Genomic DNA, 15,134 nt, shown 5'->3' with positions numbered 1-15,134 from the left:
AGGTTAAACGGAAATTAATTTTGGGAACTTACAAATGGTCATAGATACCTTTAGAAGGAATTCAAATTAACCAACTATGATAAAAAAATTACACAAAAAAATGCTTTTAGCTGCATGCTTTGCAGGAACTATGTTAACTTCTAATGCCCAAACGGGTTTAAATTTTGATGGGGTTAATGACTATATCCAAACACCATTTGCAGGTGTACTTGGATCTGCTAACAGAACTTTTGAAGCCTGGATTTATGTACCATCACCAGGTCCTTCAATCAATTTAGGAATTTTGGATTATGGGACTAATGCTGCTGGTTCAAGAAACACTTTTCTTATTAAAGATGACAATAGTTTGAGATTTGTTTCTGGAGGATCATTTGCAAATCTTGGGACAGATCCTAATACGGTACCTTTAGATGCTTGGACTCATGTGGCATTTGTTCTAAATAATGGTACGGGATATCTATATATAAATGGAACAGAAGCAATATCAGGTAATTTATCAAATGTTAATACACCTTCTGGGTATGAAGATGTGCTAATAGGAAATCGGGTTGCAGCAGCCTCTACCAATAACATGTTTTTTGGAGGGCAAATGGATGAAGTAAGAATTTGGGACATTGCTAGGACAGGGGACGAAATTCAAGATGCTATGTATACTGAGTTTTGTGAAAGCACTTCGGGGCTTGTTGCTTATTATAAAATGAATGATGGAATTTCTGGAGCTGATAATACTGGTGCTACATCCGTCAATGATTTGGTTGCAGGAAATGACGGTGTTTTAAATAATTTTGCTCTTACGGATGCTAATTCCAATTTTGTGGATGGAGTTCCTTTAATTACATTAGATGAAACTACTTTAACAGCATTTCAAGAGAACGCTACTTATCAATGGATAGATTGTGATAATGGGGGTGCATCTATTGACGGAGCTACAGGACAGTCATTTACGCCTGAAGTGGCTGGCACTTATGCGGTAGAAATTACATTAGATGGATGCGTGACTACTTCTGAATGTATGGAAGTGGCTTCTCTGGGCATTGAAACTTCGGTTATAGAGGGCCTTAATATTTTTCCTAACCCAACAGCTGATTTTGTTACTATTTCCTTGAATGAGACTAAAAGTTTTAATGTGAAATTGATTAACATCACTGGGCAAATTATTGGGAACTTTAATGGTAATCAATCCAATAAGCTGATGATTGATTTACAAAATCATAAATCAGGAATCTACTTTTTAAAAATTGAATTAGAGAAGGGGCAAACAAAAACATTTAAAATTGTGAAGCTTTAAAATTTAACTAACACTAATAACCACTATTTAAGCCACTTCAAATATTTAATTTGTTGTGGCTTTTTTTATATAGTTCTCAGTGTTTTTAATTTTTAGGTTAATTTAATGTTAATGAGTTAATTTTTTTGAATGACAAAGTTAACATATTGGTTTATTTATAAGGATAAACTTAAAATGATGTTACTATGATTAAAAAATTACCAAATTTTATTATAAAATGTAGTTTATTCTTATTTGGGTTGGGGTTTTTTATTTTTCCTAGAACAATTCATGCACAAACTTCGTTGAGCTTTGATGGTAGTAATGATTATATCCAAACACCATTCACTGGTGTCTTAGGAGATAATGATCGTACTTTTGAGGCATGGATTTATGTGTCTTCGAGTGCGCCATCTTCAAATTTAGCAATCCTAGATTATGGTCATAACGACGTGGGAGATCGAAATACCTTTGTGGTAGGAGGTGATCGAAGTCTTAAATATATTTCTGGTGGAACAAATGCTAATATTACAACTGCCGCCAATGTAATACCTACTGCCGCTTGGACTCACGTAGCTTTTGTGTTAAGTAATAGTATAGGCTATTTATATGTGAATGGAGTCCAAGAAGGAACTGGGTCACTCAGTACAGTTAATACGACTAGTGGCTATGGAAATTTAAGAATTGGTCAACGAGTTACTGGTGGATCTATTCTTTTCAATGGTTTTATTGATGATGTTAGAGTATGGAATGTAGCGAGAACTGATACAGAAATACAATCAGCAATGTACGTAGAAATGTGTGCCAATACATTAAACCTTGTGGCGAATTATCAGTTGAATGAAGGAACTGCTGGTTCTGACAATACTGGGATTACAGCTGTTATTGATTTGATTGAAGGCAATGACGGTGTTTTAAATAATTTTGCTCTAACAGGAACGACTTCCAATTATGTAGAGGGTGCCCCGTTCATTACCCTAGAGGAAACTACCCTAACGGCTTTTCAAGCGGATGCTTCTTATCAATGGATAGATTGTGATAATGGTGGAGCATACATTGATGGCGCTACCGAACAGTCCTTTACGCCTGAAGTGGCTGGCACTTATGCGGTAGAAATTACATTTGATGGATGTATGACTACTTCTGAATGTATGGAAGTGACTTCTCTGGGTATTGATACTTCTGTTATTGATGGAATCAAGGTATATCCTAATCCAACTTCAGATTTCGTGACCATTTCTTTAAATGAGATAAATAATTATAAGGTAACATTGGTTACCATCACTGGACAAATTATTGGTACTTACAGTGATAATCAATCCAGAGAGTTATCTGTTGATTTACAGGATAAAAAATCAGGAATCTACTTTTTAAATATTGAAGTAGATGGAATTCAAACAAAGACTATAAAAATCGTAAGAATTTAATTTTTGACTAAGCTAACTATGTGGGACCGCGGTGGATTTATTTCTGTCGCGGTTTTTTTTATGACATTTTGATTGGAATATTATGTGTTTTGTTAGCCAAGTTGGAATGTAATTTCCCTATTTTTGAATCCTAAATTCCTAATAAATTCGTTTCCAATAATACACTTACATGGACGAGGTCAAACAAATAGTAGCCGATATTAAGGCCAGAAAATTTAAACCCATTTATCTTTTAATGGGAGAGGAACCCTATTATATTGACCGTATTTCAGAATTGCTCGAGAAAGAGGTCCTTAATGAAGACGAGAAGGGATTTAACCAGATGACACTTTATGGCCGTGATGTATCCATAGATGAGATTGTGGGTCACGCCAAACGGTTTCCAATGATGGCAGAATATCAAGTGGTGGTCATAAAAGAAGCTCAAGATTTATCTAGAACTATTGAGAATTTAGTGTCTTATGTGAAGCAGCCACAACCATCAACAATTTTGGTGCTCAATTACAAGTATAAAACACTTGATAAACGAAAGTCGCTCTATAAGGAAATTAAGAAAGTGGGATTGGTTTTTGACAGTAAGAAATTATACGATAACCAAATTCCTGATTGGATAAAAAGAGTTCTTTCGGGGCAAGGGTATACCATTACTCCAAAGGCGGCTATGATGCTTTCAGAGTTCTTAGGAACGGATTTAAGTAAGATTAGTAATGAATTAAATAAACTCCAGGTTATCCTTCCTAATGGGACACAAATTACTCCTGAACATATTGAGGAAAACATAGGTATTAGTAAGGATTATAATAATTTTGAATTGCATAAGGCTATTGGGGAAAGAGATGAAAATAAGGCGTATCGCATCGTTAAATATTTTGGAGACAACCCCAAGGATAATCCTTTAGTGCTGACCATTGGTTTTCTCTATACGTATTTTTCTAAATTGCTTCATTTACATGGATTGAATGATAAATCATCACGAAGTGTTGCTGCCGCCTTGAAAATCAACCCATATTTTGCTGGAGAATATATCACTGCTTCCAAAAATTTCCCAATGAGAAAGGTGAGTACTATAGTAGCGACGCTAAGGGAATTTGATGTCAAGTCAAAAGGAGTGGGTGCCAATTCACTTTCCCAAAAAGACCTTTTGAATGAACTATTGGTCAAAATTTTCATGTAACCGTTAATTTTTTTAGCATTTTCAATCCTGATTTAACGTTAATCTTATAGACTTTAACAACCCATATTAAATTGGGGTTAAAGGGCTGTAATTTTTCTTGAACCACCTTCTAAACTTGTAACTTTAAGTATTAATAACCTTAAAAATCAAACGAAGATGGAAAATTTAGAAAGAAAGAGAGTTGCTATTTTGGCAACCAATGGATTTGAAGAAAGTGAATTGTTAAAACCAAAAGCAGCTTTAGAAAAAGCAGGTGCTCAAGTTGAAATTGTATCAGACAGAACAGGAAATATTAAATCCTGGAAAGATGGTCAGTGGGGTACCGAAGTTTCGGTGGATAAAACAATTGATCAAGTTTCCCAATCAGAGTATAATGCATTAATGCTGCCTGGAGGAGTTATGAATCCAGATACATTAAGAAAAAATAGAAATGCAGTAAATTTTGTAAAATCCTTCTTTGAAAATCATAAACCCGTAGGAGCTATTTGTCATGCCCCTTGGATGTTGTCAGAGGCCAATGTTCTTAATAATAGAAAAGTAACATCATATGGGTCTATTAAAACTGACCTTGTAAATGCTGGTGCAAATTGGGTAGATGAAGAAGTAGTTGTAGATGAAGGTTTGGTTACAAGCCGTACGCCAGATGATTTAAATGCGTTTTGTTCTAAATTAGTTGAGGAGGTGTATGAAGGAAAACATGAAGAGCAAGTTGCTTAGATTTTAGAACATGATGTATTAAAAAAGCCACTATTTAGTGGCTTTTTTCTTATTTAGAATTCAAAAGTGTTCAAATCTACATTAATTTCAAAAAGGACAATCGCACTAGCGCTAGGAGCTTCAAAAGGCGCATCTTCAACAACTGAAGGATTATCAGGATAAGAATTGGTGTCTGGGTTATAAACCAATTCCTTGAATTGCCCTTCACTTTTTACCAATATCGTTTTCCAGCCGTTTACCATTTTCTTTTCAACAAAAATGGGGGGTCTTGTTACTGAAAATTTAGTTATCAACTGATAATCTGAGCTTAATAGGACATAAGTGCATCCCCCTGTACCACAAAAATAGGGAGAGGTAAGTTGTATAAAGATTTCATTTTTGCTATCCCCATTTAAATCAACTTCCTCAAATTGGTATTTACGGTCTGTAGGGCTCATAATGGGAATATCATCTTTTAAATCATCTTCCAAAAAGGCCTTTATTTGATCTTCCCGAGGCAATGAATCAGAATCTGGAGTTGTATCCAACTCTACAGTTCTAATGGCTGAATCAGGTGTGTCGACTTCGTCCTCTATCTGGATCGTGGCATGGTTACTATTTCTACAAGAGGAAAAAACGATAAGGAAAAGCAGGAGGAGACCATTTATTTTCATGTGGATGAGGATTAGGTTATTAAATGTAATTTAAAATAATTATAAAACCAACAACTTGAGGTGATTAGCTATAAAAATGAAGTTTGTTTGGGTTTTAAGAATAAAAAAGCCCTCTTTTAGATCAGAGGGCTTTTAATTTAGAACCTAAAATTTCTATCTTAATTTAGGATATGTATTTGGATCAGATTCATGCATTACGGCATAAATGGCCTCAAAAATGTCTTCATGCGATGGTTTTGAGAAATAATCTCCATCACTACCATAAGCAGGTCTATGCTCTTTAGCAGTTAAAGTACTTGGTTTGCTATCTAAATGCTTATACGCATTTTGTGTATTTAAAATTTCATTTAAAATGTAAGCTGAAGCACCTCCAGGAACATCCTCATCAATAACCATCAAACGATTGGTCTTGGCTACACTCTTTACGATATCGTGATTCAGATCAAATGGAATCAATGATTGCACATCTATCACTTCAGCATCAATACCAACTTCCATTAATTCTTTAGCAACGTCCTCGACAATACGTAAAGTAGAGCCATAAGAGACTAAAGTGATATCTTTTCCTTCTTTTAAAGTTTCAACAACACCAACTGGGGTTTTAAAATCACCCATATTTGTAGGTAGCTTTTCTTTAAGGCGGTAACCATTTAAACATTCTATTACCAAGGCGGGATCGTCACTTTCTAAAAGGGTGTTATAGAAGCCAGCTGCTTTGGTCATGTTTCTAGGAACTAGAATAAGTATGCCTCTGACCAAATTTAAAATGCCTCCTAGTTGAGAACCTGAATGCCAAATCCCCTCTAGTCTATGTCCTCTAGTTCTAACAATAACCGGAGCTTTTTGATGCCCTTTGGTTCTGTATTGTACAGTGGATAAATCATCACTCATCGTTTGGAGGGCGTACATTAGGTAGTCTAAATACTGAATTTCAGCAATAGGCCTTAATCCTCTCATGGCCATCCCGATTCCTTGTCCAAGTATGGTAGCTTCTCTAATACCAGCATCAGCCACTCTTAGTTCTCCATATTTCTCCTGCATCCCTTCCAAACCTTGGTTTACATCTCCAATATTTCCAGAGTCCTCACCAAAAATCAAAACTTCAGGGTGTTTGCTAAAAAGCGCATTAAAATTGTCCCTAATGATAATTCTAGCGTCTACTTCTTCTGAAGTTTCTTTATATTGAGGTTTTACCTCTTCAACTAGGCGTGTCGCCTTTTGTGATTCACTATAAAGATGTGAACTATATTTAGGCTGGATATTATCAAAATAAGTTTCTATCCAGTTAATCAGATTCTTTTTTTCAGGGGTGTTTTCGGAAATCACATATTTAAGAGCTTTTCTTGCTGTAGAAATGACATCTTTTCTGATAGGCTCTGAAATAGCATCCAACTCATTTTTAAGTTTGGTAATGAATACCTTATTGGGACTGCTTGATGCGAGCTTATCTAATATGTCTATAATTTGTGACTTTTCTTCTTTAATAGGGTGAACGAAAGAAGTCCAAGCTGCTTTTTTACCATCACGAACTGCCTTTTTGATGGATTTCTCCAACTCAGAAAGCTCTTCCTCGGTAGCAATGCCAGTAGCAATCATCCACTCTCTCATTTGGGCATTACAGTCATATTGCACCTCCCATTCCAATCGCTCCTTACTTTTGTATCTTTCATGAGATCCTGAGGTAGAATGACCTTGGGGTTGTGTCAACTCCTGCACATGGATTAAGACAGGCACATGCTTTTCACGAGCAATTTGCGAAGCTTCTTCATAAACTTCGATCAATGAAACGTAATCCCAACCTTTAACTTTTAAGATTTCATAGCCATTGCTATTTTCATCCTTTTGGAATCCTTTAAGGATTTCGGAAATATTTTCTTTGGTTGTCTGGTGTTTTGCATGCACAGAAATACCATATTCGTCATCCCAAACACTTATAATCATCGGTACTTGAAGGACGCCAGCTGCATTAATAGTTTCAAAAAATAATCCCTCACTAGTACTTGCATTACCAATGGTTCCCCACGCAACCTCATTTCCATTATTCGAAAATTTGGAACTGTCTATGCCTTCTACGTGTCTGTAAATTTTTGAAGCTTGCGCTAAACCAAGCAATCGTGGCATCTGACCCGCAGTAGGAGAGATGTCTGAGCTTGTATTTTTTGTTTTTGTTAAATCCAACCAATCACCATTCTCATCTATGGTTGGAGTCATAAAGTGGCCTCCCATTTGTCGTCCTCCAGACATGGGTTCCTGATTGAAGTCAATATTAGCATAAAGACCAGAGAAAAAGTTTTCAATGGATAATTTTCCAATAGCCATCATAAAGGTTTGATCTCTGTAATAACCAGATCTAAAATCACCATTTTTAAAGGCCTTGGCCATTGCTAATTGTGGCACTTCCTTACCACCTCCAAAGATTCCAAACTTAGCTTTTCCTGTAAGCACTTCTCTACGTCCAAGAAGGCTACATTCTCTTGAGGTAACGGCTACTTTGTAATCGTTAAGTACCTCTTGTTTAAAATCGTCAAAAGAAAGTTTAGTTTTAATATCAGGATTTGTTTGCATAGTGTTTTTGAGAATTACTGCAAAAGTAAGAAATTTTGATAACTTTTGCAACGCGAAAAACAGTTAATATTTTGAGCATTATTCAAAATAGGAGGTTAAAATTATGCAATTTTTAAAAAAAACTCTAAAAATTACATTTTCATTAAAAAAACCTCAAAATGTTAATAGGGTTTTTTGATAAAAATAGGGGCTGTTTTTAATACCAGCGCCTTGTAAATAAACCAAATAGAGTCTTGATGTCTAAGGTAACTATGAACCTGATTTTTTCTTCGTAGTTGGGTTGGGCAACTTCCCAGCCTAAATTGGAATAAACTGGAAAGTATAGTTCGAAGTAATCTTCAACCAGACTAAATCGGATTCCTGAATCATAAACAAACTCTGGATTGAAATCATGGTTTTTTACCAATCCAATATCACCATAGGCATGAATGTATTTCCAGATGGTGGCGCTACCGTTCAATGTAGTTATCCATTGGTTGGCATATGCAGGATTTAATTTGGATTTAAATCCACCTTCGGCTATGATTAATTGCTGACTAAATATCCCTGTATTTTCTGATCTTCCGTAGTAATTGTAATCGAATAGGTAGTCGGTTGGTCGGTCTAAAGCAAAGCTAAAGAAATTCGAATTTTCATAGGTTTTATTATACAAGAAAACACCTCCAAAGAACCTTAGGTTATATTGTCTGTTACCTTCGGTAAGGGTTCTAAACTCATAGTTGAAGGAAGCTTTCCCAAAGTTTTTGGCCAACTGTAAATCGGTATTCCAAAATTTATAATTTTTTAAATTGGGGTTGGAATGTCCAAATTGGGCATTGAATACCCCGTAGCTAGGTTCTTCTTCTACGTTGTAAATGCCTAGTGGATCTTCTTCACGATTGATGGAAACATATCGAAAAGTAAGATAGTTTTTTCTATTGTTTCTTAAGTCTTTATGGTCTCTAAATCGAAACTGAACATAGGGTTGCAGCGAAGTATAACTCAAGTTTGGAGCATAGTTGGAGTACGCTCCTGAAAACCCATATCTAATGTAATAAAGATCTCTGTTTTCTGGTCTTTGAATATAACTTACATTTCCGCTTCCAACCAACTGTTGGCTTTTTAAAGCATAACTTGGCCTAAGGTTGTAGTTGAATGCTTTGGTGAGTACTGTTTTATTATAAAGCTTAAGTCCTGGTGCAAACCCATCATAATAGTTGTATTTAATTTGAGGCATGAAGAATATTTGATTGTAGTAGGGGTCTTCAATGTCCTTAAACAATCTAAACTGAATAGGTTTATTGTTGAACAAAAAACCTTTCATGGATTTCCAATTATCTCTCAAATTAAATTCGGGAATAGACTTATCATAATTAAGGACTAATTTATCGATATGATCCTTAGGAACTGTGACCGTTTTAGATTTATTGATATCATCTACCCAAGTTTTGTAAACTACAGAATCATTTCTTAGACCAAAAAGGGAGACCGGCATGTGATTGTCTCTTTTGTTTTTAATGGTTACTTGAATCGAATCTGGGAATTCTTGAACCTCTTTAATTTTAAAGTCAATTTTCTTGGATGTTTTGAGATATTCGTCAAAGAACCAATGGATGTTTTTTGATGTCTTTGATTTTATTAGTTGTTCAAAATCACTGGTATTGGTTTCATTTAGACTTTGGTTGGCGATGAACTCTTTGATGGTGTTTTCAAGAATATTGGCATTCACATAATCGTCTAGATACCTTAGTCCTACGCCTGCTTTATATTTGTTGGCGATATTCATATTGAATTTTAGCAAGCTGTCTTTTTGCATCAATAAAGGTTGATCCAAATTGGTTCTTGCCATGTGCATGTAAAGAAAATTGTATTGGTCATTAAAATCCAATTCGGCGGCATGAAAAGTTCTGATTCCCCAGACATTTGAAAGGGTTCCAAAAATTTTCATTTCAGGGTAATTTTCATCTACATATTTTATCAAAAAGTATGTTTGAAGACCATCAATCAACCACTGGTCTTCTCTTGGGTTGATCAATAAAATATTTTCTAAATAGTTGTTTAGTGCCGTTTTTAGAATCTTGAGTTCATATTGAAATTGATCAGGAAATGGTCTGATAAAATCGGGTAGGAGGTTCAATCCGTAAATGGGATTCTTTTTGTAATCGATATGCGTTAATAGCAAGTTTTCATGAGGATAACTACCTAAATTTTGATCTAAAAATCCTGCAATTTTGTCAATATTTATTAGCTGATCGACTAAATTTAAGTTCTCATTATCAATGTTGTAAATAAGTGTGAAATATTCAGTTTCTACTTGACTGAATCGTTTAAGGCGATCTAAAAAAAGTTTGGTGTTGATTCGGTCCTTTCCCTCTAAAGTGATTATTTGTTTATTACCATCATTTTTGATAGATAGCACGTTTAATTCCGATGCAAGATATAAGTCTTTGGGGAAACGCACTTCCATGGATATATCCGATTTTGGAATAAACATATCATCTAAATCCTTATTGCTATAATATTGCCATTTACCATTATAAATTGCAGGTGTAATATACCAGTATCTTAGGTGGTATTCTCCCATGTCAGAGACCCCATACCTAGTAAATTTATCATTGGGAACTTGAACTACATATTTTAACTCTATGGTATAAGATTCCTTTGGTTTTATAGGCGTTATAGGGATTACTTTGATAACATCTGGTTGGTCTTTAAGTCTGTTGAAGCTTAATTCTTGACCATTTTGCGTCATTGCTGTGATGGCTGTAAAACCACGATCCTCACTTTTAGCAAAATGGAAAACCGTTTTATATTCCTCAGCAAACCTTTTGGCTAAAGGTGTGGTCTTGCTGCTAAAACTTTGAATCCAGTCATTAAGATAAATTTCTGTCAAAACATCATTCGATGTGTTTATATACGTAATGGTTTGCTCAATTTTGATTTGTTTGTTTTCTGTATCAAAATCGGCTTTTATATCCATACGGTTTTGACCCCAAATGATGGTGTTAAAAAGGCAAAAGACAACAACTAACCGATGTCTTAAGGAGAATCTAAATAAATTCAACTTTGGCAATGGAATGTAAATAGCAATTATTTTAAGGGAATATAGTCTATTTTGTATGAAAAATTTACAAGTTTCTGTTAAAGTAAAAGACTAGAAGTTTGGACTTAATCCAAATTGGTTATAGAATTCGTCTAGAATATTTACAACTTCATCTGCAGTGTCAACTAGGTGGATAAGATCAAGGTCTTTGGGACTGATATTTTTTTCATTGACCAAAGTGTTTTTAATCCAATCCATAAGGCCTTCCCAAAAATCTGTTCCTACTAATATAATTGGGAAACGCTCAATTTTATTGGTTTGAATAAGTGTTATCGCCTCAAATAGTTCGTCTAAAGTTCCAAAACCACCTGGCATGACAACAAAACCTTGAGAGTATTTGACGAACATTACTTTTCTCACAAAGAAATAATCAAAGTCCAAACTCTTATCAGAATCGATGTAAGGATTATCGTGTTGTTCAAACGGAAGTTCAATATTCAGCCCAACAGAAGTTCCACCAGCAATATGAGCACCCTTGTTTCCTGCTTCCATGATACCAGGGCCGCCACCTGTAATTACACCGTAACCTTTATGAACGATTTTTTTAGCAACTTCTTCGGCTAGTTTATAGTATTTATGGTTGGGCTTGGTTCTAGCTGATCCAAAAATAGAAACACATGGTCCTATTCTACTTAATTTTTCATAACCATTTACAAATTCTCCCATAATTTTAAAAATGGCCCAAGAATCATTGGTTTTTATTTCATTCCAACTTTTATGGTGTCGTTCTTTTCTCATATTTGTGATTAATAATCTTACCTAAAATCAACAAATTTAAAGGAATTAAATGATTTCATACAATTAAATGAACTATTTGCTTCTTGTTTGGAATCATAAAAAAAGCCTGACAAAAATGCCAGACTTTTAAATTATTTTAAAATCTTAATTTGTTACAGAGGTTTGCGTCCTGAAATGATATTATACAAAATAACGATAACGGCAATCACAATTAAAACGTGAATTAAACTGCTTGTTCCCAATCCAGGAATAATACCCAGCATACCAAGTAACCAGGCGATAATACAGATTACGGCAACTAACCATAGTAAACTTTTCATAATTATTGATTTTTAGTGTTATGTATCTAATGTAGTAAATAATTAAGTAGTATTGTTAATAATATCTAGTTATTAACTTAAAGTTATAATGTATTAATAAAAAATTAAGAGTTTAGTTCCTTTTTTAGAAATTTAGCTGTGTAGCTTTTTGTATTCTTTGTCAAAGCTTCAGGGGTTCCTATTCCAACAACCTGTCCACCTTTTTTTCCTCCCTCATAGCCAATATCGATAAGGTGGTCACACATTTTGATAACATCCATATTGTGTTCTATGATCAGAACCGTATTTCCTTTATTGACTAATTTATTAAGAACCAACATGAGCACACGAATATCCTCGAAATGCAATCCAGTTGTAGGTTCATCTAAAATATAAAACGTATTACCCGTGTCTCTTTTACTCAATTCAGTGGCAAGTTTGATTCGCTGTGCTTCACCGCCAGACAAAGTAGTGCTTTGCTGACCTAGAGTGATATAGCCCAAACCTACATCTTGAATGGTTTTTAATTTTTTATAAATTTTCGGAATGTGTTCAAAGAATTCTACCCCTTCATTGATGGTCATTTCCAACACATCACTAATGGATTTTCCTTTGTATCTTATTTCTAAGGTTTCCCTATTGAATCGTTTTCCTTGGCACGTTTCGCATTCCACGTAAACATCTGGGAGGAAATTCATCTCAATGACTCTCAACCCGCCTCCTTGGCAAGTTTCACATCGGCCTCCCTTGACATTAAAGCTAAATCTTCCAGGTTTATATCCGCGAATCATGGCTTCTGGAATTTTAGCGAATAGACTTCTTATTTCACTAAATACGCCTGTGTAAGTGGCTGGATTACTCCTAGGAGTCCTTCCTATAGGTGATTGATTGATGTCGATTACTTTATCTATGTGTTCTAATCCCTTAATGTTTTTATAAGGCATAGGTTTTTTAACCCCATTAAAATAATGGGCATTCATAATAGGGTAGAGGGTTTCATTTATTAAGGTAGATTTCCCGCTGCCAGATACCCCAGTTATTCCTATCATTTTACCCAATGGAAATTCTACGGTAATATCTTTAAGATTGTTACCGGTGCATCCCTCTAAAATGATTGTTTTACCATTTCCTGCTCGACGTTCTTTGGGTACTTCAATCTGTTTGGTGCCGTTTAAGTAGTCGGCTGTTAATGTGTGGTGTGTTTTGAGTTCCTCGGGGTTACCTTCGCTAATTATTTCTCCACCGTGTTTTCCGGCCTTTGGTCCAATATCTATAACATAATCAGCACGTTCTATCATGTCTTTATCATGCTCAACCACAATTACCGAATTTCCAACATCTCTTAAAGATACTAATGAATTGATAAGCTTTTCATTGTCCCTTTGGTGCAAACCAATACTTGGTTCATCAAGAATATAAAGTACACCAACCAATTGGGAACCAATTTGTGTGGCGAGCCTGATTCTTTGAGCTTCTCCTCCTGAAAGGGACTTAGAGCTTCTGTCAAGTGATAGATATTCTAATCCTACGTCCACTAAAAATCGTAACCTCGTTTTTATTTCTTTGATGATTTCTTCGGAAATTTTCCATTGTTTGCCACTCAGTTGTTTTGGTAGGTCTTCAAACCAGCCTGACAAATCAATGATATCTTTATGAGCTAATTCGGCAATATTTAATTCGTTGACCTTAAAGTAAAGTGATTCTTTTCTTAATCTGCTGCCACCACATTCCTGACAAGGAACCTTGTCCATAAATTCTTTGGCCCAACGTTTTAAGGAAGTGGAATCAGAATTATGGTATTGGTTTTCAATAAAATTCGCTACTCCCTCAAAATCAATGTTGTAATTTCTAGTAACTCCTAGGGTTTTGCTCTCAACTGAAAATTTTTCATTCCCTCCATAAAGTATCATTTCCTTAGCTTCTTTAGGAATGCTTTGGTAGGGATCATTTAATGAAAATTGAAATCTTTGCGCGATGGTTTCCAATTGTTTAAATATCCAGCTATTTTTTTGAGGTCCGTGTGGTGCTAATGCACCTTGCTTAATGGATAGTGATGTGTCAGGAATGATTTTTTGTTCATTAATTTGATACAGTTTCCCCAATCCATGGCATTTTGGACAAGCACCTTTGGGTGAATTGAACGAGAAATTATTTGGCTCTGGATTTGGGTATGAGATACCAGTAGATGGACACATTAAATTCCGACTGAAATACCTAACTTCATCTGTGTCTTGGTCTATTACCATAAGCACGTCCTCGCCATGATACATGGCTGTATTGATGGTTTCAGAAAGGCGTTTGTCATTGTCAATGGAGTCGTCAATTTTAAGACGATCAATTACAATTTCAATATCGTGGGTTTTATAACGATCTAATTTCATTCCTTTAATTAAATCGCGTATCTCACCATCGGTTCTCACTTTTACAAAACCTTGTTTGGCAATTTGCTCAAAAAGTTCCCGATAATGTCCTTTTCGAGAACGAATAACTGGGGCCAAAATGTTGATGCGCTTACCCTTGAAATTTTCAATAATCAGTTCCTTAATCTGGTCATCGTTATAGCTAACCATTTTTTCACCAGTATTATAACTGTAAGCGTCACTGGCACGTGCGTAAAGTAACCTGAGAAAGTCATAAATTTCAGTAATAGTGCCTACCGTAGAACGTGGCGATCTGCTAGTGGTTTTTTGTTCAATGGCTATAACTGGAGAAAGCCCATCAATTTTATCTACATCTGGCCGTTCCAATCCACCTAAAAATTGACGTGCATAGGCTGAAAATGTCTCAATGTAACGACGCTGCCCTTCAGCATAAATGGTGTCAAAAGCCAATGAAGATTTACCACTGCCAGACAATCCGGTTATTACTACCAATTTATCCCTTGGAATGGTGACATCAATATTTTTAAGATTATGGACTCTGGCGCCCTTAACTTCTATGTGTTCTTCAAATTGGCTCATAAAAATGCAAAGACACAAAGGTAATTATTTTGGGTTGAAAATAGAAGCGGAGGTGAATCCTTCAATATAATTCTATTGTTGGATTTAATTTTGTTCACAAATAAAAAAGCCTCTGATTTCTCAGAAGCTTTTTAGGTTTATAATGAAGTTAGTTTAAGAGTTTCCTTTATTAACGCTTGAGGGTAAAATGTTCCTTTAGGATCTTTGTTTCCCCGTTGCTTTCTCCCGGTTCGGTGTACTCGACCGTGAACC

General features: G+C 35.3%; 10 protein-coding genes. 4 read left to right on the top strand and 6 right to left on the bottom strand.

The genetic code is table 11. From position 1 onward, the window contains the following. Positions 1-76: 76 nt before the first annotated feature. The 4 genes from ZA07_RS03790 (at position 77) to ZA07_RS03775 (ending at position 4,585) form a co-directional block, all read left to right on the top strand. Complete coding sequence (locus ZA07_RS03790) at positions 77-1,288, top strand: LamG-like jellyroll fold domain-containing protein (protein ID WP_053970413.1); 1,212 nt, start codon at positions 77-79, stop codon at positions 1,286-1,288. A gap of 185 nt (positions 1,289-1,473) precedes the next feature. Then, positions 1,474-2,694, top strand: a complete 1,221-nt coding sequence (locus tag ZA07_RS03785) for a LamG-like jellyroll fold domain-containing protein (protein ID WP_053970412.1) — start codon at positions 1,474-1,476, stop codon at positions 2,692-2,694. Positions 2,695-2,863: 169 nt separating this feature from the next. Then, positions 2,864-3,868: a DNA polymerase III subunit delta gene (holA, locus tag ZA07_RS03780; protein ID WP_053970411.1), complete on the top strand. Its 1,005-nt coding sequence runs from the start codon at positions 2,864-2,866 to the stop codon at positions 3,866-3,868. Between the two features lie 156 nt (positions 3,869-4,024). Next, positions 4,025-4,585 (top strand): type 1 glutamine amidotransferase domain-containing protein, encoded by a 561-nt coding sequence (locus ZA07_RS03775; protein WP_053970410.1) that lies wholly within the window; start codon positions 4,025-4,027, stop codon positions 4,583-4,585. Between the two features lie 53 nt (positions 4,586-4,638). Here ZA07_RS03775 and ZA07_RS03770 read toward each other — a convergent pair whose 3' ends face one another. From ZA07_RS03770 to uvrA, 6 genes are all read right to left on the bottom strand, one after another. Further along, on the bottom strand, positions 4,639-5,238 hold the full coding sequence (locus tag ZA07_RS03770) for a hypothetical protein (RefSeq protein WP_053970409.1): 600 nt from the start codon (positions 5,236-5,238) through the stop codon (positions 4,639-4,641). 153 nt (positions 5,239-5,391) lie between these two features. Beyond that, complete coding sequence (locus ZA07_RS03765) at positions 5,392-7,803, bottom strand: thiamine pyrophosphate-dependent enzyme (protein ID WP_053970408.1); 2,412 nt, start codon at positions 7,801-7,803, stop codon at positions 5,392-5,394. A gap of 196 nt (positions 7,804-7,999) precedes the next feature. Then, a complete protein-coding gene (locus ZA07_RS03760; protein ID WP_231628622.1) occupies positions 8,000-10,762 on the bottom strand; it encodes a metalloprotease in 2,763 nt (920 codons plus the stop codon). Positions 10,763-10,936: 174 nt separating this feature from the next. Next, positions 10,937-11,623 (bottom strand): TIGR00730 family Rossman fold protein, encoded by a 687-nt coding sequence (locus ZA07_RS03755; protein ID WP_053970407.1) that lies wholly within the window; start codon positions 11,621-11,623, stop codon positions 10,937-10,939. Between the two features lie 152 nt (positions 11,624-11,775). Then, complete coding sequence (locus ZA07_RS15990) at positions 11,776-11,943, bottom strand: lmo0937 family membrane protein (protein WP_157492056.1); 168 nt, start codon at positions 11,941-11,943, stop codon at positions 11,776-11,778. Between the two features lie 104 nt (positions 11,944-12,047). Beyond that, positions 12,048-14,882: an excinuclease ABC subunit UvrA gene (uvrA, locus tag ZA07_RS03750; protein ID WP_053970406.1), complete on the bottom strand. Its 2,835-nt coding sequence runs from the start codon at positions 14,880-14,882 to the stop codon at positions 12,048-12,050. Positions 14,883-15,134 lie beyond the last annotated feature (252 nt).

Source organism: Mangrovimonas sp. ST2L15, from assembly GCF_001280515.1.
Taxonomy (GTDB): Bacteria; Bacteroidota; Bacteroidia; order Flavobacteriales; family Flavobacteriaceae; genus Mangrovimonas; species Mangrovimonas futianensis.
The sequence above is the reverse complement of the archived record's forward strand: the minus strand, read 5'-3'. Positions and strand labels throughout refer to the sequence as shown.

Excerpts from the sequence above, each read along its gene's own strand:
- ZA07_RS03790 (WP_053970413.1), top strand. The coding sequence starts at position 77 with ATGATAAAAAAATTACACAAAAAAATGCTTTTAGCTGCATGCTTTGCA.
- ZA07_RS03785 (WP_053970412.1), top strand. The coding sequence starts at position 1,474 with ATGATTAAAAAATTACCAAATTTTATTATAAAATGTAGTTTATTCTTA.
- holA (WP_053970411.1), top strand. The coding sequence starts at position 2,864 with ATGGACGAGGTCAAACAAATAGTAGCCGATATTAAGGCCAGAAAATTT.
- ZA07_RS03775 (WP_053970410.1), top strand. The coding sequence starts at position 4,025 with ATGGAAAATTTAGAAAGAAAGAGAGTTGCTATTTTGGCAACCAATGGA.
- ZA07_RS03770 (WP_053970409.1), bottom strand. The coding sequence starts at position 5,238 with ATGAAAATAAATGGTCTCCTCCTGCTTTTCCTTATCGTTTTTTCCTCT.
- ZA07_RS03765 (WP_053970408.1), bottom strand. The coding sequence starts at position 7,803 with ATGCAAACAAATCCTGATATTAAAACTAAACTTTCTTTTGACGATTTT.
- ZA07_RS03760 (WP_231628622.1), bottom strand. The coding sequence starts at position 10,762 with ATGGATATAAAAGCCGATTTTGATACAGAAAACAAACAAATCAAAATT.
- ZA07_RS03755 (WP_053970407.1), bottom strand. The coding sequence starts at position 11,623 with ATGAGAAAAGAACGACACCATAAAAGTTGGAATGAAATAAAAACCAAT.
- ZA07_RS15990 (WP_157492056.1), bottom strand. The coding sequence starts at position 11,943 with ATGAAAAGTTTACTATGGTTAGTTGCCGTAATCTGTATTATCGCCTGG.
- uvrA (WP_053970406.1), bottom strand. The coding sequence starts at position 14,882 with ATGAGCCAATTTGAAGAACACATAGAAGTTAAGGGCGCCAGAGTCCAT.